Annotated in this window: 17 protein-coding genes and 1 tRNA gene; 13 read left to right on the forward strand and 5 right to left on the reverse strand. The window is 74.4% G+C overall.

The genetic code is table 11. The features are described from left to right. Positions 1-97 precede the first annotated feature (97 nt). On the reverse strand, positions 98-685 hold the full coding sequence (locus ACFVUH_RS28370) for a 5-formyltetrahydrofolate cyclo-ligase (protein WP_387916123.1): 588 nt from the start codon (positions 683-685) through the stop codon (positions 98-100). Between the two features lie 92 nt (positions 686-777). Here ACFVUH_RS28370 and ACFVUH_RS28375 point away from each other — a divergent pair, with 92 nt between their 5' ends. The 8 genes from ACFVUH_RS28375 to ACFVUH_RS28410 all read left to right on the forward strand — a co-directional run bounded on the left by ACFVUH_RS28375 (position 778) and on the right by ACFVUH_RS28410 (position 7234). Beyond that, positions 778-1761 carry a GGDEF domain-containing protein gene (locus ACFVUH_RS28375; protein WP_355370311.1) on the forward strand — a complete coding sequence of 328 codons (984 nt, stop codon included), beginning with the start codon at positions 778-780 and terminating at the stop codon, positions 1759-1761. A gap of 12 nt (positions 1762-1773) precedes the next feature. Continuing rightward, on the forward strand, positions 1774-2694 hold the full coding sequence (galU, locus tag ACFVUH_RS28380) for a UTP--glucose-1-phosphate uridylyltransferase GalU (RefSeq protein WP_355370309.1): 921 nt from the start codon (positions 1774-1776) through the stop codon (positions 2692-2694). Positions 2695-2720: 26 nt separating this feature from the next. Next, the gene (glp, locus tag ACFVUH_RS28385; RefSeq protein WP_387916125.1) at positions 2721-4076 is read left to right on the forward strand and encodes a gephyrin-like molybdotransferase Glp; all 1356 of its coding nucleotides are present in this window, start codon (positions 2721-2723) and stop codon (positions 4074-4076) included. Between the two features lie 187 nt (positions 4077-4263). Next, on the forward strand, positions 4264-4719 hold the full coding sequence (moaC, locus tag ACFVUH_RS28390; RefSeq protein WP_387916165.1) for a cyclic pyranopterin monophosphate synthase MoaC: 456 nt from the start codon (positions 4264-4266) through the stop codon (positions 4717-4719). Then, positions 4716-5219, forward strand: coding sequence for a MogA/MoaB family molybdenum cofactor biosynthesis protein (locus ACFVUH_RS28395; RefSeq protein WP_355370300.1), 504 nt, complete (start codon positions 4716-4718; stop codon positions 5217-5219). Before moaC ends, ACFVUH_RS28395 begins: the two co-directional genes overlap by 4 nt. Beyond that, entirely contained in the window at positions 5216-5842 is a 627-nt protein-coding gene (locus ACFVUH_RS28400) for a GNAT family protein (RefSeq protein ID WP_350559165.1), read from the forward strand. Before ACFVUH_RS28395 ends, ACFVUH_RS28400 begins: the two co-directional genes overlap by 4 nt. Positions 5843-5992: 150 nt before the next feature. Beyond that, positions 5993-7027, forward strand: a complete 1035-nt coding sequence (locus ACFVUH_RS28405) for a hypothetical protein (protein WP_355370297.1) — start codon at positions 5993-5995, stop codon at positions 7025-7027. 133 nt (positions 7028-7160) lie between these two features. Further along, positions 7161-7234 (forward strand) — tRNA-Ala (locus tag ACFVUH_RS28410). A gap of 178 nt (positions 7235-7412) precedes the next feature. Here ACFVUH_RS28410 and ACFVUH_RS28415 read toward each other — a convergent pair. Next, positions 7413-8291 (reverse strand): peptidase, encoded by an 879-nt coding sequence (locus tag ACFVUH_RS28415; protein WP_387916126.1) that lies wholly within the window; start codon positions 8289-8291, stop codon positions 7413-7415. Positions 8292-8293: 2 nt separating this feature from the next. Next, on the reverse strand, positions 8294-9607 hold the full coding sequence (locus ACFVUH_RS28420) for a VWA domain-containing protein (RefSeq protein ID WP_355370292.1): 1314 nt from the start codon (positions 9605-9607) through the stop codon (positions 8294-8296). Positions 9608-9901: 294 nt separating this feature from the next. Here ACFVUH_RS28420 and ACFVUH_RS28425 point away from each other — a divergent pair, with 294 nt between their 5' ends. The 5 genes from ACFVUH_RS28425 (at position 9902) to ACFVUH_RS28445 (ending at position 16826) form a co-directional block, all read left to right on the forward strand. Beyond that, positions 9902-10414 carry a DUF1269 domain-containing protein gene (locus tag ACFVUH_RS28425; protein WP_387916128.1) on the forward strand — a complete coding sequence of 171 codons (513 nt, stop codon included), beginning with the start codon at positions 9902-9904 and terminating at the stop codon, positions 10412-10414. Between the two features lie 210 nt (positions 10415-10624). Then, complete coding sequence (locus tag ACFVUH_RS28430; RefSeq protein ID WP_387916130.1) at positions 10625-11971, forward strand: FtsW/RodA/SpoVE family cell cycle protein; 1347 nt, start codon at positions 10625-10627, stop codon at positions 11969-11971. Positions 11972-12054: 83 nt separating this feature from the next. Further along, positions 12055-13515, forward strand: coding sequence for a penicillin-binding transpeptidase domain-containing protein (locus ACFVUH_RS28435; RefSeq protein WP_387916167.1), 1461 nt, complete (start codon positions 12055-12057; stop codon positions 13513-13515). Between the two features lie 257 nt (positions 13516-13772). Continuing rightward, positions 13773-15260 (forward strand): amino acid permease, encoded by a 1488-nt coding sequence (locus tag ACFVUH_RS28440; protein ID WP_387916132.1) that lies wholly within the window; start codon positions 13773-13775, stop codon positions 15258-15260. 129 nt (positions 15261-15389) lie between these two features. Further along, complete coding sequence (locus tag ACFVUH_RS28445) at positions 15390-16826, forward strand: glycosyltransferase 87 family protein (RefSeq protein WP_387916134.1); 1437 nt, start codon at positions 15390-15392, stop codon at positions 16824-16826. A 46-nt stretch (positions 16827-16872) separates the two neighbouring features. Here ACFVUH_RS28445 and ACFVUH_RS28450 read toward each other — a convergent pair whose 3' ends face one another. Beyond that, on the reverse strand, positions 16873-18642 hold the full coding sequence (locus tag ACFVUH_RS28450; protein WP_355370279.1) for a penicillin-binding transpeptidase domain-containing protein: 1770 nt from the start codon (positions 18640-18642) through the stop codon (positions 16873-16875). A gap of 196 nt (positions 18643-18838) precedes the next feature. Beyond that, on the reverse strand, positions 18839-20704 hold the full coding sequence (locus ACFVUH_RS28455; protein WP_387916136.1) for a dolichyl-phosphate-mannose--protein mannosyltransferase: 1866 nt from the start codon (positions 20702-20704) through the stop codon (positions 18839-18841). Positions 20705-20710 lie beyond the last annotated feature (6 nt).

Raw genomic sequence — 20710 nt, forward strand, 5'->3', positions numbered from 1 at the left:
CGCCGGCCCGACGGCACCGACCACCGACCACCGACGGCCCCGCCCCCGGACACCCGGGGCGCGGGGCCGTCGCCGTACGGCCGGGCGCTTCGCCCGCTCACCCCAGCCGGTGCGTGCCCGAGGGGGTCAGCGCGAGGTCCACCGGCCGGTCGTGCGGCTCCGCCGGCACCCGGTCCAGCAGCTCGTGCTCGTACAGCAGCACCGCCAGCACCGGCCGCGCCCCGGACCGCTCCAGCCGGGCCAGCACCCGGTCGTAGGAGCCGCCGCCGCGCCCCAGCCGCAGCCCCCGCCGGTCCACCGCCAGCCCCGGCAGCAGCACCAGGCCGGCCTCGGTCACCGCCTGCGGACCGAGCCGCTCGCCGACCGGCTCCAGCAGCCCGCGCCCGGCCGGGGCCAGCGCCTCCGGGCCCGCGTACGGAGCCCAGTCCAGGTCGTTGTCGGCCATCAGCACCGGCAGCAGCACCCGCACCCCGCGCGCCCGCAGCGCGTCCAGCAGCGGACGGGTGCCCGGCTCGGCGCCCACCGAGACGTACGCCGCCACGGTGGCCGCCGCGGCCGCCAGCTCGCCGGCGTGCCCGGCCAGCGCCTCGGCGGTCCGCTCGCGGGCCTCGGGCGGCAGCGCCCGCCGTTCGGACAGCAGCCGTGTCCTCAGCTCGCTCTTCTCGTTGTGCACGGGATGCTCCACCGCTCCTCCACCGCTCGACCTCGACCGCTCTGGACCCCGACCCCGGTGCGACCGGGACGCCCCAGAGCCTGACACGCGGAAGGCGCCCCCCGATGTCCACCCCGCTGCTGGTCCAGGCCCTGGCCGCGCTGAGCGCCCCCGCGCTGGCCGGCGCCGCCGTGCTCGGCGGCCGGCTGCGGCGCGGCTCGGCCCGCGCGGCGCGGCGCGAGGCCGCCCTGCGCGAGCGCCTGGCCGCGCTGGAGTCCCGCAACGCCGAGCTGGAGCGCACCGCCTCCTGCGACCCGGTCACCGGCGTCTGGAACTACCGGCACCTCCAGCTCACCCTGGACCGGGAGATCGACCGGGCCCGCCGGGCCGAGCGGTCGGACCCGCTGGACGGGCCGCGCCCGCTGGCCGTCCTGCTGCTGGAGATCAGCGGCTTCGACGCGGTGGTCGCCGAGCACGGCCGGGCCCGGGCCGGGACGGTGCTGCGCGACCTCGCCCAGCGCCTCGGCATGGAGATCCGCCGCTCCGACACCCTCGGCCGGTACAGCGGCGAGGAGTTCCTGGTGGTGCTGCCGGACACCGGCGCCGAGGGCGCGGCCCAGGTCGCCGACCGGCTGGTCTGGTCGGTCCGCCGCCACCTGCTGCTGGACTGGTCCTCCGGCGACCGGGAGGGCCGCCGCCCGTACGGCAACGGGCTCACCGCCGCGGTCGGCCTGGCCGTGCTGCCCGAGGACGGCGCGCACGCCGCGGTGCTGCTGCGGGCCGCCGACCGGGCGCTCGCGGCGGCCCGCGCGGCCGGCGGCGACTGCCGGCGCCGGGCCGCGCCCCGGACCGTCGCGGCGGACGCTCCGACGGGTGTTCCGGAGGGTGTGCCGGCGGCTGTTCCGACGGGCGTTTCCGTACGGCCGGAAGGAGTCTTCGCAGCCGAACGTGACCGTTCGGGAAAGGCGGGTAGTCTGTCGCCCTGTGTCGGAGGGGACCCCCTCACCCCGCCCGCCACGTCCCCTTTGCCTGCCATTTCGGCCGGGTCCGGCGACGTGCTGCCCAAGCATCGGTCAACTGCGCCCGGTCAGGCGAAATACGTGCCTTAGTAAGGTAAACGCATGACGACGACGAACTCCCGTACCCCGGTAACCAAGGCAGTGGTCCCCGCGGCCGGTCTGGGTACCCGATTCCTGCCGGCCACCAAGGCGACTCCGAAGGAGATGCTGCCCGTCGTCGACAAGCCGGCGATCCAGTACGTCGTCGAGGAGGCGGCCTCGGCCGGCCTGTCCGACATACTGATGGTCACCGGCCGCAACAAGCGCGCGCTGGAGGACCACTTCGACCGCGCCTACGAGCTGGAGGAGCTGCTCGCCCGCAAGGGTGACCAGGACCGTCTGCGCCGGGTCCGCGAGTCCGTCGAGCTCGCCAACATGCACTACGTCCGCCAGGGCGACCCGAAGGGCCTCGGCCACGCCGTCTCGGTCGCCGAGCAGCACGTCGCCGGGCAGCCCTTCGCCGTCCTCCTCGGCGACGACCTGATCGACCCGCGCGACCCGCTGCTGGCCCGCATGATCGAGGTCCAGCAGGAGCTCGGCGGCTCGGTCGTCGCGCTGATGGAGGTCGACCCCTCCCAGATCCACCTGTACGGCTGCGCCGCCGTCAAGCCGAACGGCTTCGGCGACGACGTCTTCCAGGTCACCGACCTGGTGGAGAAGCCGGAGACCGCCGACGCCCCGTCGAACTACGCCGTCATCGGCCGCTACGTGCTCGACCCGTCGGTCTTCGACGTGCTGCGCGAGACCGAGCCGGGCCGCGGCGGCGAGATCCAGCTCACCGACGCCCTGCGCGAGCTGACCAACCGTCCCGCCGACACCGGCGGCCAGGTCCACGGCGTGCTGTTCAAGGGCCGCCGCTACGACACCGGCGACCGCGCGGACTACCTGCGCGCCATCGTCCGGCTGGCCTCCGAGCGCGAGGACCTCGGCCCGGACTTCCGCACCTGGCTGCGCGAGTTCGTCGCCTCCGAGCTGCAGGACTGACACACCGACAGAGAGCGAGCGCGCCGATGACCGGGTCCACGGAGAGCGGTACCACCCCCGCAGCCTGCTGCGACGACTCCGCGGGCCCGGCCCCGGCCACCCGCTCCGCCGCCCGTCCGGACGGTCTGTGGACCGTGGACGAGCACCTCGCCGACGTCCTGGCCACCGTCGGCCCGCTGCCCGCGATCGAGCTCCAGCTGCTCGACGCGCAGGGCTGCCGGCTGGCCGAGGACGTGCTCGCGGAGGGGGACCTGCCGGCCTTCGACAACAGCGCGATGGACGGCTACGCGCTGCGCACGGCCGACACCGTCGGCGCCGGCTCCGCGTACCCCTCGGTGCTCACGGTGGTCGGCGACATCGCCGCCGGCGCCGGTGACCTCCCCAAGGTCGGCCCCGGCCAGGCCGCCCGGATCATGACCGGCGCCCCCGTCCCGCCCGGCGCCCAGGCCGTCGCGCCGGTCGAGTGGACCGACGGCGGCACCGGGACCGGCCGCCCCGCCGACGCGATGAGCGCCCCGGTCGAGGGCGAGGAGGTCCGGGTGCTGCGCCCGGTCGCCGAGGGCGCCCACATCCGCCGCCGCGGCAGCGACGTCACCGCCGGCACCCGGGTGCTGGCCGCCGGCACCCGGCTCGGCCCCGCCCAGCTCGGCCTGCTCGCCGCGGTCGGCCGGGCCACCGCCACCGTCCGCCCGCGCCCGCGGGTGGTGGTGCTCTCCACCGGCAGCGAGCTGGTCCAGCCCGGTGAGCCGGTCGGCCCCGGGCAGATCACCGACTCCAACAGCTTCACCCTCACCGCCGCCGCGCGGGACGCCGGCGCGATCGCCTACCGGGTCGGCGGCGTGCCCGACGACGCGGCCAGGCTGCGCGCGGTGCTGGAGGACCAGCTCGGCCGGGCCGACCTGATCGTCACCAGCGGCGGCGTCAGCGTCGGCGCGTACGACGTGGTCAAGGAGGTCTTCGCCGAGTACGGCGGGGTCGACTTCCGGCGGCTGCGGATGCAGCCCGGCAAGCCGCAGGGCTTCGGCCGGATCGGCCCCGGGGCGGGCGTGCCGTTGATGGCCCTGCCCGGCAACCCGGTCAGCGCGTACATCTCCTTCGAGCTGTTCGTCCGCCCGGTGATCCGCGCGATGCTCGGCGCCGAGGACGTCCACCGCCCGGTGGTCCGGGCGCGCTGCCCGGTGGCGCTGCGCTCGCCCGCCGGGCGCCGGCAGTTCCTGCGCGGCCGGTACGAGCCGCGGGACGGCCTGGTCGAGCCGGTCGGCGGCGCGGGATCGCACCTGGTCGGCGCGCTGGCCCGGGCGGACTGCCTGATCACCGTGCCCGAGGAGGTCACCGAGCTGCCCGCCGGCAGCGAGGTCGACGTGGTGCTGCTCGACGGCTGAGCGCCGGGCCGGCGGGCGAACTCCCGTCCGCGGCGGGGCGTCTCAGCGAAGCGGCCCGTCCCACGCCCGGGCCGGACCGGGGGGTACGGTAGCGCGGTATTCGACCTGCGCGCCCCTGGAGCCACCCGTGACCACCTCGCCCCCCGGCGACCGCCTCACCCACGTCGACGAGCAGGGCGCGGCCCGGATGGTCGACGTCTCCGAGAAGGCCGTGACCGCCCGGACCGCCGTCGCGGCCGGCCGGGTCAGGGTCTCCCCGCGCGTGGTCGAGCTGCTGCGCGGCGAGGGCCTGCCCAAGGGCGACGCGCTGGCCGTGGCCCGGATCGCGGGGATCATGGGCGCGAAGAAGACCCCCGAGCTGATCCCGCTCTGCCATCCGATCGCGCTCTCCGGCGTCAAGGTCGAGCTGACCGTCGCCGACGACGCGGTGGAGATCACCGCCACCGTGCGGACCACGGACCGGACCGGCGTCGAGATGGAGGCGCTGACCGCCGTCGCGACGGCCGGGCTGACCGTGATCGACATGGTCAAGGCGGTCGACAAGGGCGCCGCCATCGAGTCGGTCCGGGTGCTCGCCAAGACCGGCGGCAGGAGCGGTGACTGGACCGCCCCCGAGGCTCCCGCCGCGGAGGCCTCCGCATGAGGGCGCTGGCGGTCACCGTCTCCAACCGCGCCTCGGCCGGCGTCTACACCGACCGGGGCGGCCCGCTGCTGGTCGAGGGCCTGCGCGCGCTGGGCTTCGCCGTCGACGGCCCCCGGGTCGTCCCGGACGGCGAACCGGTCGAGGCGGTGCTGCGCGAGGCCGTGGCGGCCGGCTACGACGTGGTGCTGACCACCGGCGGGACCGGCGTCTCGCCGAGCGACCTCACCCCCGAGATGACCGCCCGGGTCCTCGAACGCGAGATCCCCGGCATCCCCGAGGCGATCCGCGCGCACGGGCGGGAGAAGGTGCCGACCGCCGCGCTCTCCCGCGGGCTGGCCGGTGTCGCCGGACGTACCCTGGTCGTCAACCTGCCGGGCTCGACCGGCGGCGTCCGGGACGGCCTGGCCGTGCTGGCCCCGCTGCTCGCCCACGCCGTCGACCAGCTCGCCGGCGGGGACCACCCCCGGCCCGACGCAGCAGCTTCCGGGAGCGCGCACTGAACGCCGGCTGGCCGGTCGAACTCCACGAGGGGGACGTCGTGCTGCGCCCGATCCGGGCCCGCGACCAGCGCGAGTGGCAGGAGGTCAGCCGGCGCAACCGGGACTGGCTGCGGCGCTGGGAGGCCACCGTGCCGCCCGGCCCGGCGGGCCTCGCGGCGGGCCCGCGCCCGACCTACCGGCAGATGGTGCGCTACCTGCGCGGCGAGGCCTCGGCGGGCCGGATGCTGCCCTTCGTGGTGCTCTACCGGGGCCGGCTGGTCGGCCAGTTGACCGTCGGCGGGATCACCTGGGGCTCGATGTGCTCGGCCAACGTCGGCTACTGGATCGACGAGGGGGTGGCCGGCCGGGGCATCATGCCGACCGCGGTGGCGCTCTCGGTGGACCACTGCTTCCGCACCCTCGGCCTGCACCGGATCGAGGTGTGCATCCGGCCGGAGAACGGCCCCAGCCGGCGGGTGGTGGAAAAGCTCGGCTTCCGTTCGGAGGGAATGCGCCCGCGTTATCTGCACATCGACGGCGACTGGCGGGACCACCTGGTGTTCGCCCTGACCGCCGAGGAGGTCCCCGAGGGGATGCTGGAGCGCTGGCGCTCCCTCAGCGCGGGTCGGCGTCCACGAAATTGAATACATGTTCGAATGAAATATCGATATGGCATCGGCGTGGCGACGGAGGGGCACAAATACCGGCAAAATAGTCGGAGAATCAGCTTGATCACACGACACGCCGTGCCAAATTGCTACCGGCCCTTCCTCCACGCCCGTACGGTGTGAATCGTGAGCAGTAGCGGCCTTATCTACGCCGTCATCGTAGGGGCCTGGGCCGCCTATCTGGTGCCGATGTGGCTCCGCAGGCAGGACGAGCTCAACGAGGCGCGCCCGACGGAACGCTTCAGTACCGCCATCCGCCTGCTGGCCGGGCGTTCGGCGCTGGAGCGGCGGGCGTCCCGGGCCCTGGGCGACGAACCGCGTGACGACGAGCAGACCAAGGACGGCCCTCCCGAACGGGACGCGGCCGTCTCCGACGACCCCGCGGCCGCGCCCGTGGAGGAACCGGCGGCCCCCCGCCCGGCGGTGCGGGCCGAGGCGCGCCCGGCACCCAAGGGCGGCGGTTCCGAACGCCGGGCCCGGCTGCTGGCCCGCCGGCGCCGGATGGTCACCGTCCTCTTCCTCGCCTTCGCCCTGGGAGCGGTGGTCGCGGCGGTGGCCGGACTGGCCTTCCTCTGGGTGCCCGCCGTGCCGGCCGTCCTGCTCACCCTCTACATCGGCCACCTGCGCCGACTGGAGCGCCAGCGGTACGCGGTGAAGCTGGACCGGGTCCGCGCGGCGCAGGCCGCCGAGCGGCTGCGCAAGCGCGAGCAGCAGCGCGCCGAGGCCCTCCGCGCCAAGGCCGACGCCGAGCCCGGCCCGGCCGCGGCCCCGGCACCCGCCGAGCCGGCGTCCGGGGCGCCCGCCGGGCGCGGACGCCCGCACCTGCGGCTCGCCACCGAGGCCGACGCGGCCCGGGCGGCCTCCGAGGGCGCGGCGGCCGTCTCGGCCTCGGCCGTGGCGGAGGCCACCGAGCACGAGGAGTGGGTCGACGGCATGCGGGAGCGCGGCGCGGCCGGCCCGGACTCCTGGGAGCCGGTGCCCGTTCCGCTGCCGACCTATGTGACGGCCCCGGTGGCCCCCCGGGTCAACCGCGGGCTCGACCTGTCGGCGCCGGGCACCTGGACCGCCGGCCGCCCGGCCGAGTCCCGGAAAACCCCGCTGTTCGACCAGTACGCCGAGCCCCCCGCTCCGGAACCGCGGCCCCGCGCCGCCAACGAATAGCGTCGAGGCCCCCTCCCCGGGGGCCTCTTCGCTTTCCGGGACCGCCCCGGTGCCGCCCCGGGATCGCCCCGGGGGCTCCCACCAGGGGGTGGTCACGGACCCCCTCCGAAAGGTGCTAGAGTTTCTTCTCGTTGGGGCTGTGGCGCAGTCCGGTAGCGCACCTCGTTCGCATCGAGGGGGTCAGGGGTTCGAATCCCCTCAGCTCCACCCAACGGAAGTCCCGCCCGATCGGTTGATCGGGCGGGACTTCTGCGTTGTGGGGGCGCGTCGGCCGACGGGGGGTCAGTCGGGGCGCTCCGGGGGCGGTGTGAGGCGGATCACCTGCGGGAACGGCCGAGGGCCGGCCGGAGCGGTGCTCCGGGCCGGCCCTCGGGGTCGGACGGGGTCAGGGCCGGCCGGAGCCCGCGTACGGGCCGGGCTGCGGGGCCCCGGACTGCGGCGGGACCGCGCCGTAGCCGGACGGACGGCGGCCGCGCGGGTGCCGGGTGAGGGTGTAGCCCGCGACGCCGGCCAGGGCGGCCAGGGCGCCGCCGGCCAGGGTCCAGAACCAGCGGCTGTTCCAGCCGGAGAACCAGCCGGTGTACCAGTGCTCCTCGGGCTCCTCCGGGGCCGCCGCCTTGGCGGTCGCAGCGCCGCCGCCGGCCGGCGGGACCAGCGGGGCCTTGAGCTCGCCGCCCTCCGGCTGGGCGTTGTCGGCGTCGCCCTTGGCGGCCACGTGCAGCTGCACCGAGGCGGCCAGGCCGAGGTCGGGCTGCGGGGCGTCGGCGACCGAGAGCCGGACGTAGTAGCTGCCCGGCAGCGGGTCGCCGGACCACGGCTCGGCCCAGGAGCGGACCTCGCGCAGGGTGCAGCTGAGCACCAGCGAGGTGGTGCTCTGGTCGGCGGTCGCGTTCTGGGTGCCGTCGGTGCAGGCCTGCCGGCGGCGCAGGCCGTCGAACACCTCGACGCTCCAGCTCTGCGGGCCGTGCCGGTCGGCGGGCGGGGCGAGGGCGACCGTCAGGTCCACCTTCGCGGTCTGGCCCTCGGCGGCGCCGAAGGCCCAGTACAGGTAGTCACCGGTGGAGACCGGGACCGCGGCGTCCTGGCCGGGGGCCAGGTTGACGGCGGTCAGGAAGGAGGTGCCGGCCTTGTTGGCCGGGGCCGGGCGGCCGCTCGCGCTCGCGCTCGGCGAGGGCGAGGCGGCCGAGGCGGCCGGGGCCGTCAGGGCGAGCGCCGGGAGCAGGGCCAGGGCGGCCGCGGCGGTGCGGTGGAAGGTCGTACGCATGGTCAGTTCTCCTGCCAGACAGCGATGCGCCAGCGGGCGATCCAGCCGAACAGCAGGCCGGTCACCAGGCCGGCCAGGGTGAGCACGAGCAGCAGGATCCAACCGCGGCCCAGGCCCATCGCCGGGCCGTCCGGGGCGGGGGAGGCGGCGGTCAGGTCGACCGTCAGCTCCAGCGGCAGGCCGGGGTCGGCCGCGACGCCGGCCTGCGGGGCCAGCGAGTTGGAGACCACCAGGCAGACGGTGGTCTCCGGCTTTCCGCTCGGCGAGGCGGAGGCGGTGGCGGTGGCGTAGCCCTTGGAGTCGTCGGCGGACCAGCGCAGGCCGGTGGAGACGACGTCGGTGCGGCCGCTGCCGGCGTCGGTGCCGCGGACCAGCTCCTGGCCGGCGGTGCTGGTGGCCTGCAGCAGGACGCCGTAGTCGCGGGCCACCGCGCGGTCCAGCGAGACGCTGACCGAGGCGCGCAGCTCCTGGCCGGCCTTGACCGGGACCCGGTAGACGCGGTGCTCGGAGAACTTCTCGCGGTCGCTGTAGACGCCCGGGGTGAGGACCGGCGCGGACTCGCACTTGTCGGTGCCGGCGGTCTTGACCGGGGCGACCGCGTAGGTGTCGTTGGAGCGGTCGACCAGCTGCTTCACCTTCTCGGTGAGCTGCTCCTGGGTGCGCACGTCGGTGTAGGTGCCGCCGGTGGCGTTGGCGATGCAGAGCAGCTGCTGGCGGGTCTTGTCGTCGTGCGCCAGGCCCAGGGTGTCGACCACCAGGTGGATGCCCTGGGAAGCGAGCTCGCGGGCGACGTCGCACGGGTCGGGCGGGGTGCAGGTGTCCTCGCCGTCGGTGATCAGCACCACCCGGCGGGTGGTCTCGCCCTTGCCGAGGTCCTCGGCGGCGCCGCGCAGGGCCAGACCGATCGGGGTGTAGCCGGTCGGCCGCAGGGTGGCGACGGCGGTCTTCGCCTCGGTCTTGTTGGTCTTGCCGACCGGGAAGAGCTGCTTGGTGTCCAGGCAGCCCTGGGTCTTGTCGGTGCCGGGGTAGTTGGCGCCCAGTGTGCGGATCCCGAACTCGGTCTCCGACGGCAGGGCGTCGATGACGTCGTTCAGGGACTGCTGGGCCACCGAGATACGGGTCTTGCCCTGGATGTCGGCCTCGCGCATGGAGCCGCTGACATCCAGCACGAGGTCGACCCGGGGGGCCTCCTTGCCGGCCGCGCCGGCTGATGGTTCGTCGGCATGGGCGGGCAGGCCGCTGAGCAGCGCCCCGCCCGCTATCGTCAGGGCGGCCAGCAGGCTGCCGAGCCTGGCCTTCGGTCGTCGTCCGTTCATCACCCGCCCGATCCTAGGGACCATCAGTTCGCCGTGGCCAACGCGCGATGGTGCGCGAAAGGGCCGGATCCGGCGCGAACTCGCGGGCGCCGGTTGGGGGATCGGAGCGCAGGTGCTCCGGGGTGCGCCGGTCGCGCGGTGCGGTGATGACGGGGCCTCGGGCAATACGGGACACACCGGGTGAAAAGTCGATTGATAGGGATTTCCTCGTTAGGGTGACGAGGGGGCGAGGGCGCCGTCGCACCGGCGCTCCCGTCCCGGCCGGCACGTCAGCTTCAGGGGAAGGACCCGTACGTGAGCAACCTCTTCGCGATCGCCTATCCGGATCTGGCCACCGCCCAGGCGGTGCGCAACGAGGCGGTGGGTCTGCAGAAGCAGCGGCTGATCGAGCTGGAGGACGCGGTCGTCGTCGAACGCCGCGAGGACGGCAGGATCAAGCTGCACCAGCAGGTCAGCACCACCGGGGCCGGGGCCGCCTCGGGTGCCGTCTGGGGCGGGGTGATCGGCCTGCTGTTCTTCATGCCGATCATCGGCGCGGCGGTCGGCGGCGCGGCCGGGGCCGCGGTCGGCGCCACCACCGACATCGGGGTGGACGACGACTTCATGCGCCAGGTCGGGCAGCACCTCCAGCCGGGCACCGCCGCGGTGTTCCTGCTGGTCCGCACCGCCACCGCGGACAAGGTCGTCCCGGCGCTGGCCCGTTACGGCGGCCGGATCATCCAGACCTCGCTCTCCGCCGAGGCCGAGGCCGAGCTGAAGGCGACCGTCGAGGCCTCCCGGGCGCAGGCCGCTCCGGCGTCCGCCTGACCCGGGACCGGCCCGCCCGACCGTCCGACCTGCTCCATCCGCTCCATCCGCTCCTCCGTCTGATCCGCTCCTCCGTCTGACTCCCGGATCCCGCCGGAACAGCCGCTCACACCGGGGCGGACGGGCCCACCGCCCGTCCGCCCCGGTCGTCACCCCGGCGATGTCCGGCAGCCCCGACTCCCTGGACGGCCCGTGGCGACACCCCCCGCCGTGACGAGCGCCACCGGCCGCCCGCGCCGGACCGTGCAGACCCGGCGCAACACCGAGCTCGCACTCGTCCTGGCCGCGGTGCTGACCGCGGTGCTCGGTTATGCCGCGGTGGGCCTGCGCATCGACGGCACGGTGCCCGCCGACGCGGGCACGTACGGGGCAGCGCTCGGCGTGCTCGCGCTGCTGGCGCACGGCACGGTCCGCTGGAAGGCGCCCTTCGCGGACCCGCTGCCGCTGCCGATCGCGCTGCTGCTGAACGGCGTCGGACTGGTCGTCGTCTACCGGCTGGACCGGGCCACCCCGGGGGACGCGGCGCCCGCGCAGCTGCTCTGGTCCGGCCTCGGGGTGGGCCTGTTCATCCTGGTGCTGCTCCTGCTGCCGGACCACAAGCGGCTGCAGCGCTACGCCCACATCGGGGCGCTGGCGGCCCTCGTCCTGCTGGTGCTGCCGATCTTCTTCCCGCCGGTGTACGGCTCGCGGATCTGGATCACCGTCGGTCCGCTCTCGCTGCAGCCGGGGGAGTTCGCCAAGGTCCTGCTGGCGGTGTTCTTCGCCGCCTACCTCGCCGTGCACCGGGACACGCTGGCGCTCGGCGGGCGGCGGGTGCGCCCCGGCCGCGGCGGACTGCGGTGGCTGCCGCCCGGGCGGGTGCTGGCGCCGGTCCTGGTGATCTGGGCGGCCTTCGTCGGGGTACTGGTGCTGGAGACCGACCTCGGCACCTCGCTGCTGTTCTTCGGCCTCTTCGTGGTGATGCTGTACGTGGCCACCGCGCGGACCGGCTGGATCGCCGTCGGGCTGTTCCTGGCCGCGGTGGCGGCGGTCGGGGTGGGCCTGCTCTCGCCGCACGTGCACAGCCGGGTCGCGGACTGGCTGGATCCGCTCGGCTCGATCGCCGACGGGCACGGGGCCAACCAGATCGCCCAGTCGCTGTTCGCCTTCGCCTGGGGCGGCGAGCTGGGCACCGGGCTCGGCAACGGGCACTCGGCGCTGATCGGCTTCGCCGCCAAGTCCGACTTCATCCTCGCCACGATCGGCGAGGAACTCGGGCTGGCCGGGCTGGTCGCGGTCCTGCTGCTGTACGCGCTGCTGGTCTCGCGCGGGTTCCGGACCGGGATCGCGCTGCCCGACCCGTTCGGCCGGCTGCTGGCGATCGGGCTGGCGGCGCTCGTCGGCCTCCAGGTGTTCGTGGTGGCGGGCGGGGTGCTGGACCTCATCCCGCTGACCGGGATGACCCTGCCGTTCGTCGCGCAGGGGGGTTCCTCGGTGGTGACCAACTGGATCATCGTCGCGCTGCTGGTGCGGATGAGCGACCTCGCCCGGCGGCCCGCCCCGGGGGAGGCGCGGTGAGCCGGCGGCGCGCGGGCCGGCGGGGCGGGGGCGGACGGCGCGCGGGCGGGTGGCCGGACGCCGGGCCGCGCGGGCTGCCCGGGATCTCCGTCACCGGGCGCCGGGCCGGCACCTTCTGCCTGCTGCTGATCGTGGCGCTCTGCGCCCAGGCCACCCGGGTGCAGGTGTTCCGGGCCGACGGGCTGAACCGCAACGCCGCCAACCAGCGGCCGGTCATCGAGCGGTACGCGCAGCCGCGCGGCGGCATCCTGGTGGGCGCCGACACCGTCACCGGTTCGTCGGCCACCGGCGGGCGGTTCGACTTCAAACGCACCTACACCGACGGGCCGCTGTTCGCGGCGGTCACCGGCTACTCCTCGCAGACCTACGGCAACAGCCAGCTGGAGGGCACCGAGGACGCGCTGCTCTCCGGCACCGACGGTCGGCTGGCGGGCTGGGCGGTGTGGGACGCGGTGACCCGGCGGCAGAACCCCGGCGGGGACGTCCACACCACCATCGACCGGGCCGCCCAGGAGGCGGCGGTGCGCGGCCTCGGCGGGCAGAAGGGCGCGGTCGCCGCGATCGAGCCGGCCACCGGGCGGATCCTGGCGCTGGCCTCCACCCCCTCGTACGACCCCGGCAGCTTCGCCGGCACCTCCGCCGGGGACCAGGAGGCCTGGAACCGGCTGCAGAGCGACGCCGACCAGCCGATGCTCAACCGGGCGCTGCGCCAGACCTACCCGCCCGGCTCGGCCTTCAAGGTGGTCACCGCGGCGGCGGCGCTGGAGAGCGGGGTGGTCACCGACGTGGACGCGCCGACCGACGCGCCGTACCCGTACGTCCTGCCGGGCACCACGACGCCGCTGGTCAACGACGCCCCGGCCTGCGACGTGCCGGGCCGGTCGCTGGACGCCGCGATGACGCTCAGCTGCAACAGCGTGCTCGGGTACCTCGGGGTGCGGGTCGGCCTGGAGCGGATGGCCGCGACGGCGGAGGCCTTCGGCTTCGGCGACGCCCGGCTGGACATCCCGGTGCGGGCGGCCCGCTCCGTCTTCGACACCCGGATGGACGAGTCGCAGCTGGCGCTCTCCTCGATCGGCCAGTTCGACACCGCGGCCACCCCGCTGGTGATGGCGATGGTCGCTGCCGGAGTGGCCGACAACGGCACCGTGATGCGTCCACAGCTTGTGGACAGACTGACCCGGAGCGACGGCACCACCGTCCAGCTGATGCGGCCCGCGGTGTACCGGCAGGCGATGAGCCCGGGCACCGCCGGGCAGGTCCGGCGGCTGATGACCGACGTGGTGGAGAAGGGCACCGGGGGAGCCGCCCGGATCGTCGGCGCGGTGGTCGGCGGGAAGACCGGCACCGCCCAGCACGGGGTGGACAACACCGGAACGCCGTACGCCTGGTTCGTCTCCTGGGCCGCCCCGGCCGGTTCGACCGCGGTGCCGCCGGTGGCGGTCGCCGTGGTGATCGCGGACAGCGACGCGACCGATGTGACGGGCGGCGCCCTGGCCGCCCCGGTGGCCCGTGCGGTGATGCAGGCGGTACTGGCCGGGTGAGCCCCTTACCGGCCGCCCTGACCTGCGGCTCTAGCCGGTCGCCGGGAGATCCGCCGTCTGCGAAGTGTCCGGTTTGTTCCCACTGATGCGACGCTTCGTACAATGCGCGCGATGGGACTGTTCGTTTGCGACACTGGTGTTTTCGCGGGGCACTGCCCATCTTTGTTCGGTTGGTCCCCGATGACACCCGATGACACCTTTCGGCGCGTCGAGTGACCGGCCGCTCGAACCCTCCACCGCCCAGAAAGACCCCCGTTTTGGCCAGCAACACGCTCGGCGCGCGCCTTCTGCGGCGCAAGCCCGTCATCACCCTGATCGCCGAGAGCGAGGGCCGCGAGGGCCTGCCCGCCGGTGCGCCCGAGGAGGGCGGACGTTCCGGCATCCACCTGCGCCGCTCGATCGGGCTCTGGCAGCTGTCCGCGATCGGCATCGGCGCCACCATCGGCACCGGCATCTTCTTCGTGCTGAACAGCGCCGTGCCGTCGGCCGGGCCGGCCGTCATCCTGTCCTTCGTGATCGCCGCGGTCACCGCCGGCCTCACCGCGCTCTGCTACGCCGAGATGGCCTCCGCCATCCCGGTCTCCGGCTCCTCCTACTCCTACGCGTACGCCACCCTCGGCGAGGGCGTCGCCTTCGCGGTCGGCATCTGCCTGCTGATGGAGTACGGCGTCTCGGCCTCGGCGATCGCGGTCAGCTGGGCCGAGTACCTCAACAAGTTCTTCGACCTGGCCTTCGGCTTCAAGCTCCCGGAAGTGATCTCCGGCGCGCCCGACCAGACCCACTGGTTCAACCTGCCGGCGCTGCTGCTGGTCGCCATGGTCTGCTTCCTGCTGATCCGCGGCGTCAGCGAGTCGGTGAAGGTCAACGCGGCCATGGTGGCCATCAAGCTGCTGATCCTGCTGCTCTTCATCTGCGTCGGCCTGACCGGCTTCCACTCCGGCAACCTGACCCCGTTCATGCCGCTGGGCATCGGCGGCGTGCAGGTCGCGGCCTCCACCATCTTCTTCTCCTTCATCGGGCTGGACGCCGTCTCCACGGCCGGTGAGGAGGTCAAGAACCCCCGCCGCACCCTGCCGCTGGCGATCATGATCTCGCTGGTGGTGGTCACCCTGCTGTACATCCTGGTGGCCCTGGCCGGCGTCGGCGCCCAGCCCTGGCAGAAGTTCGAGGGCCAGGAGGCCGGCCTCGCCCAGATCCTCCAGGACATCACCGGCCAGAGCTGGCCGGCCATGCTCTTCGCGATCGGTGCGATCGTCTCGATCTTCTCGATCACCCTGGTGGTCATCTACGGCCAGACCCGCATCCTGTACTCGATGGGCCGTGACGGCATGCTGCCCAGGCGCTTCGCGGAACTCTCGCCGCGCACCGGCACCCCGGTCTGGAACACCATCGTGGTCGGCCTCGGCGTCGGCGCCCTGGCCGCCTTCGTGCCGCTGCGGGTACTGGCCGACATCACCAGCCTGGGCACCCTGATCGCCTTCTCGGTGGTGGCGATCGGCGTGATCGTGCTGCGCCGCACCCAGCCCGACCTGCCGCGCGGTTTCAAGGTGCCGGGCTACCCGGTCGTCCCGCTGATCAGCGTCGCCTTCTGCGCCTACCTGATCAAGGGCCTGCACGCGGACACCTTCAAGGCGGGCGGGATCGCCCTGGCGCTCGCCGTGGCGGTCTACTTCGGCTACAGCATCAAGCACTCCAAGCTGGAGCGGGCGGAGCAGCCGACGGAGACCGGGAGCACGGTCGGCTGAGCCGGCGGTGCGCCGCCGACGGGGCCGGCGGGGGGCGGACTCCTCCCCCCGTCCGCCCCGTCCGGGTCGGCGGACACACCCGTCCCCGAGATGGCGACAGCGCACCGCCCACGGCCCTAACCTTCCACCATGGTGAGCACCCGCACGCCCGGCCATTCCCGCCCGCGCGGCCGCTTCACCGGCCGGGGCGCGACCCCGACGACGCCCGCCCCGACCGTTCCGCCGACCGTTCCCCCGGCCACCTCCTCCGCCCGGCGCGGCCGTCTGCGCGGCGGCCCGTCCCGCCGGTCGTTCCCCCACCAGCGCGGTGGGAGCGGCCCGCCCGCCCCGGCCGATCGGCTGAACCCGCCCGGCCTCGTCGCCCACCGCGGCGTCCAGCTGCTCGGCTGCCTGGCCGCCACCGCCTGGGCGGCCGGCTTCCCGCTCGTCTCCGACCTGCCCAACCAGCGCCTGTGGGGCACCCTCGCGGCCCCCGCCTACCTGCTCGCCGGGCTGCTCTGCCTGGTCCTGCCACGCCGCTTCGCCGCCCGGGCCGGGGCGGCGGCCGCCCTGCTGGGTGCCGTGCTGGTGCCGCTGGTGCTGCTCGTGCTGCAGGGCCGCCACCAGTCCGAGGTGATGGTGGTCGAGCGCTCCGCGCACCTGCTGTTCACCACCGGCAGCCCGTACCTGCCGCATCCGGTGACGGTCACCGACTACAACCCGTACCTGCCGGCGATGTCGCTGTTCGGGGTGCCGCACGCGCTGCTCGGCGAGGGCAGTGCCGCCGCGCGGCTGGCCGGGGACGCCCGGATCTGGTTCGCGCTGGCCTTCGTCGCCTGCCTGCTGGCGAGCTGGCGGCTGCTGCGGCCCACCAGGGACCGCGCGCCGCTGCTGCCGCTGACCGTGCTCACCGCCTCGCCGCTGGTCGCGCTGGCGCTGGTCGGCGGCGGGGTGGACCTGCCGCTGATCGGGCTCTGCTGCCTGGCCATGGCGCTCGCCGAGCGGGACCGGACCATCGCGGCAGGGCTGGTGCTGGCGCTGGCCGGGACCCTGAAGTGGACGGTCTGGCCGGCGCTGCCGGTGGCCGTCCTGCTGCTCTGGCGGCTCTACGGGCGGCGGCCGGCCGCCCGGGCCGGGCTGACCGCGCTCGGCGCGGCGTCCGCCGTCATGGTGCCGTACGTGCTGGCGCGGGCCGAGGAGCTGCGCGAGCAGGTGGTGCGCTTCCCGCTCGGGCTGACCGCGATCCAGACGCCGGCCGGCAGTCCGCTGCCCGGCAAGGTGCTGGCCGGGTTCGGGCCCAGCGGGCACATCGCCTCACTGGTGCTGCTGACCGTCGGCGGGCTGGGGGTGACGGTCTGGCTGCTGGCCCGGCCGCCGGTCTCCGCGATCGCCGGTGCCGATCTGCTGGCCGCCGGGCTGGCGATCGCTTTCATGCTGGCGCCGGCCGGGCGGTTCGGCTACCTGGCGCTGCCGGCCGTCCTGGTGATCTGGCCCCGGCTGGCCGCCCGGCGGTGGAGCGCCCGCCCGCCCGTCCCGTCGGCCTGCCTGCTGGCACAGACCGGGCCCGCCCTGCCGACGACGCGGTAGGACGGGCCCGGGCGGCTGCCGAGGATCCGCGGTTCCCCCGGGGGTGTCAGCGGTTGCCGGCGGCCTTGATGATCGAGGCGACGGCGGGACCGGCGGCGTCCACACCGTGGCCGCCGCCCTCGACCTCGGCGGCGACCGCGAGGTTGCCCCGGTAGGCGGTGAACCAGCTGTTGGTGGTGGCGATGCCGGTGGCCTCGGCGGAGCCGGTCTTGGCGCCCGCGTTGTCGGAGATCCCGGCCATCACGCCCTGGGCGGTGCCGCCGGTGGCGGTGGCCGCCATCATCTGGCGCAGCTTGCCGGCGACGTCGGGGGTCATGTCCCGGGCGGCCTTCTGCTGCGGCAGCTCGGCGACCAGGATCGGCTGCTTGAAACTGCCGCTCTGCACGGTGGCCGTGATCGAGGCGATGGCCAGCGGGTTCATCTGGACCTTGCCCTGGCCGATGGACTGCATGGCCTGCTCGTCCTTGTTGGTGCCGGCGTCCGGCACCACGGCGTCGAAGCTGGGCAGGCCGGTCTGCCAGTTCAGGCCGATGCCGTAGACGTCCTTGGCGGTGGTGGTCAGCGCGCCCGGCTTGAGGCTGGTCAGGCCCTGGTCGATGAAGGCCGTGTTGCAGGAGATCATGAAGTCCTGCTGGAGCGTGTTGTTCGGGTACGCGTCGGGGAACGAGTTCGGGATCTTCTTCGGGTTGCTGCTCAGGGTCGGGCAGGGCACCGGGGTGTCCGGGTTGACCCCGGCCTCCAGCAGGGCGGTGGAGGTGAGGATCTTCAGCGTGGAGCCCGGGGCGAGCTGGCCCTGGAAGGCCCGGTTCAGACCGGTGACCGGCGCGTTGGCGAAGGCCAGGACCTGGCCGGTGCTCGGCTCGATGGCGACGATCGAGCCCTTCTTGCCGCCCAGGTCGGTCATCGCCTTCTCGGCGGCGGCCTGCAGGTTGGCGTCGATGGTCAGCTTGAAGGGCTTCGGGGGCTTGGGGTCGACGATGGTGAACAGCCGGTCGGGGGTGCTGTTCTGGTCGGCCGCGTTGGTGATCACCACGCCGGTGCCGTTGTCGCTCTGGTCCTTGTTCTGGTCCGCGAGCAGCTTGGCGACCTTGGCCTGCACCGTGGCGACCAGCGGGGTGATCGAGGGGCTGTTCAGCGCCTTGTTGTTGCGGTCCACCACGTTGCCGGCCAGCGGGGGCAGCGGCTGGACGGAGATCGTCTCGCCCGCGCCCAGGTGCGGGTGGATCACCGACGGCGCCCAGTGCACGGCCGGGGTGTCGTCGCTCATCTTCACGACGCCGAGGAAGCCGTTGTAGTCCCAGACCCGGTTGGTGCCCTCGAACTCGGCGCGGGCCTTGAAGCCCATCAGCACCCCGGTCGGGGCGGCGGAGGCGGTCGGGGACGCGGAGTCGCCGGCGGTCGCGTCGCCCGGGGTGGCCGGTGCGGTGGCGGGGGCCGTGGTCCTGGCGGGGGAGGGGGTGCCGGTGGCCGAGGCGAAGGCCGCCGGGGTGGCCGGGCCGGAGGATGCCAGGGTGAGCCCGCTCGGCTTCACCTGGTCGCGGAACGCGCTCAGCGCGGTGGTCGCGGCGGCCGGGTCGTCGGTCAGCGCGGCCGCCTTGGCCAGGTCGCCGGCCGCCCAGGCGTCCAGGAAGTCCTTGGCCCCGGCCGCGGCCTGCTCGGCGCTCGGGGGTTCGGCGACCACCGTGCGCTGCTTCTTGGCGGTGGGCTCGCCCTTGTCGTCCGAGCCGCCGACGAGGCTGTACGCCCCGTAGCCGCCGGCGGCGAGCATGGCGACGGCCACGCCGGTGATGATGCCGGTCTTCGCGCCATTGCGCATGGTGATGTTCCCCCAAGGGTCAGGCGATCGGCCGCAGCCGGAGGTGGCCGGATGCGCGTTCGGAGCCCAGCCTAGGCAGCCGGATTCCGCGCACCGACGAAGGGACCGGGTGTTGTGACGGTTCTGGTACGTGTCGCGTACCACTTCGGTACCCTTCGCCGCCCGGCCGCCGTCCCCGCGCGGCGCCCGGCCGTCGTCAGATCCAGGTGTTGAACCACATCCGGCGGCGCCAGTCCTCCATCGGGATCGTCTCGCCGGTGTACAGGGGGTGGAAGAACAGGAAGTTCCACATGATCAGCAGGACCACCAGGCCGGCTGCCGCGGAGCCGATGATCCGGCGGTCCCGGGACGCCCCCGCGGGTCCGATCAGCGCTCCCACCAGCATCGTCACGGCGAGCACCAGGAACGGCACGAAGCAGACCGCGTAGAAGAGGAAGATCGTCCGCTGCTGGTAGGCGAACCAGGGCAGGTAGCCGGCGGCCAGGCCGCAGAGCACCGCGCCGGCCCGCCAGTCGCGGCGAGCCGCCCACCGCCACAGGCAGTAGACCAGGGCGATCACACCGGTCCACCAGAGCAGCGGGGTGCCGATGCCCAGCACCTCGCGGGCGCACTCGTTCACCGTGCAGCCGGCCGTCCCCTGCTTCGGGGACTCGTAGAAGAAGGACACCGGCCGGCCCAGCACCAGCCAGCTCCACGGGTTCGACTGGTAGGTGTGCGGGTCGCTCAGGTGGGTGTGGAAGTCGTAGACCGTCGAGTGGTAGTGCCAGAGCGAGCGCAGGCCCTCGGGGATCCACGGGTAGTCGGTGGAGCGGCCGACCGCCCAGTCGCGGCCGTAGCCGCCCTGGTTCGGCACGTTGCTGCTGGCGAACCAGCCCCACCAGGAGGTGATGTAGACGACCACCGAGGACACCACGATCGAGACGAAGGCGGGCACCGCGTCCCGGACCAGCGTCCACAGGTAGGGGCGGTCGGCGCCGGCCAGTCGGCGCGAGCCCACGTCCCACAGCACGGTCATCAGGCCGAAGGCGGCCGCCACGTACAGGCCGCTCCACTTGGTCGCGCAGGTCAGGCCGACGCAGACACCGGCCGCGATCCGGTACGGGCGCCAGCCCAGGTTCATCCGGTGGGCGAGCGCGGTGTCCGGCCCGCCGTCGCCGTGCGCCGCGAGACGGGCGGCGATCCGGGCCCGGGTGCGGTCGCGGTCCAGCAGCAGGCAGCCGAAGGCGGCGAGGATCCAGAACATCACCACCAGGTCCAGCAGCGCGGACCGGCTCATCACGAAGTGCAGGCCGTCCACCGCGAGCAGCAGGCCCGCCACGCAGCCCAGCAGGGTCGAGCGGAACAGCCGGCGGGCGATCCGGGCCACCATCAGCACCGAGAGGGTGCCGAGCAGGGCCACCGCGAACCGCCAGCCGAAGGGGTTCATCCCGAAGATCTGGATGCCGGCGCCGATGATCCACTTGCCGACCGGCGGATGCACCACGTACGAGGGGTTCGGCCGGTACGGGACCGGGTCGCCCGCCATGATGTGGTCGTTGGCGCCCTCCGGCCAGCTGATCTCGTAGCCGCCGTGCCAGAGCGCGTAGGCGTCCTTGGCGTAGTAGGTCTCGTCGAAGATGATCGCGTCCGGCGAGCCGAGGTTGTCGAACCGCAGTGCGCCGGCGAACAGGGCCACCACGAGCGGGCCGAGCCAGCCGGACCAGCGCACCAGCCAGGACCAGAGCGGCGCCGGCAGGGACAGGCCCAGGCGGAGCAGCAGGGGGGAGGGCGGCACCCGCTCGGGGGTGACGCCCCGGCCGTCCGGCATCGGCGGGACCAGGCGTTCGGCCAGGGTGGCGGCGGGCGGTGGCGAGTAGCCGAAGCGGCCCAGGCCGCGCAGCCAGGCGGGGCGGGGCGGCGCCGGTATGGAGCCGTCGGGGCCGACGGCTCCGGTGCCGTCGTCCGGGTCCCGGGGGCCGGGCAGAGCGGGCGACGGCTGGTCCGTCAGGACCGGCACGCCGACGTCACCCCGCGCGGTGTGGTCTGTACCAGTGGGCGTCTGCGCCGCCGTGTCGCCGTTCATCCGCCA

Source organism: Kitasatospora sp. NPDC058032 (assembly GCF_042885845.1).
Lineage (GTDB): Bacteria > Actinomycetota > Actinomycetes > Streptomycetales > Streptomycetaceae > Kitasatospora.

What these genes read in the sequence shown, in the direction of transcription:
- ACFVUH_RS28375 (WP_355370311.1), top strand. Translation starts at nt 778, where the DNA reads ATGTCCACCCCGCTGCTGGTCCAGGCCCTGGCCGCGCTGAGCGCCCCC.
- galU (WP_355370309.1), top strand. Translation starts at nt 1,774, where the DNA reads ATGACGACGACGAACTCCCGTACCCCGGTAACCAAGGCAGTGGTCCCC.
- glp (WP_387916125.1), top strand. Translation starts at nt 2,721, where the DNA reads ATGACCGGGTCCACGGAGAGCGGTACCACCCCCGCAGCCTGCTGCGAC.
- moaC (WP_387916165.1), top strand. Translation starts at nt 4,264, where the DNA reads ATGGTCGACGTCTCCGAGAAGGCCGTGACCGCCCGGACCGCCGTCGCG.
- ACFVUH_RS28395 (WP_355370300.1), top strand. Translation starts at nt 4,716, where the DNA reads ATGAGGGCGCTGGCGGTCACCGTCTCCAACCGCGCCTCGGCCGGCGTC.
- ACFVUH_RS28415 (WP_387916126.1), bottom strand. Translation starts at nt 8,291, where the DNA reads ATGCGTACGACCTTCCACCGCACCGCCGCGGCCGCCCTGGCCCTGCTC.
- ACFVUH_RS28420 (WP_355370292.1), bottom strand. Translation starts at nt 9,607, where the DNA reads ATGAACGGACGACGACCGAAGGCCAGGCTCGGCAGCCTGCTGGCCGCC.
- ACFVUH_RS28445 (WP_387916134.1), top strand. Translation starts at nt 15,390, where the DNA reads ATGGTGAGCACCCGCACGCCCGGCCATTCCCGCCCGCGCGGCCGCTTC.
- ACFVUH_RS28450 (WP_355370279.1), bottom strand. Translation starts at nt 18,642, where the DNA reads ATGCGCAATGGCGCGAAGACCGGCATCATCACCGGCGTGGCCGTCGCC.
- ACFVUH_RS28455 (WP_387916136.1), bottom strand. Translation starts at nt 20,704, where the DNA reads ATGAACGGCGACACGGCGGCGCAGACGCCCACTGGTACAGACCACACC.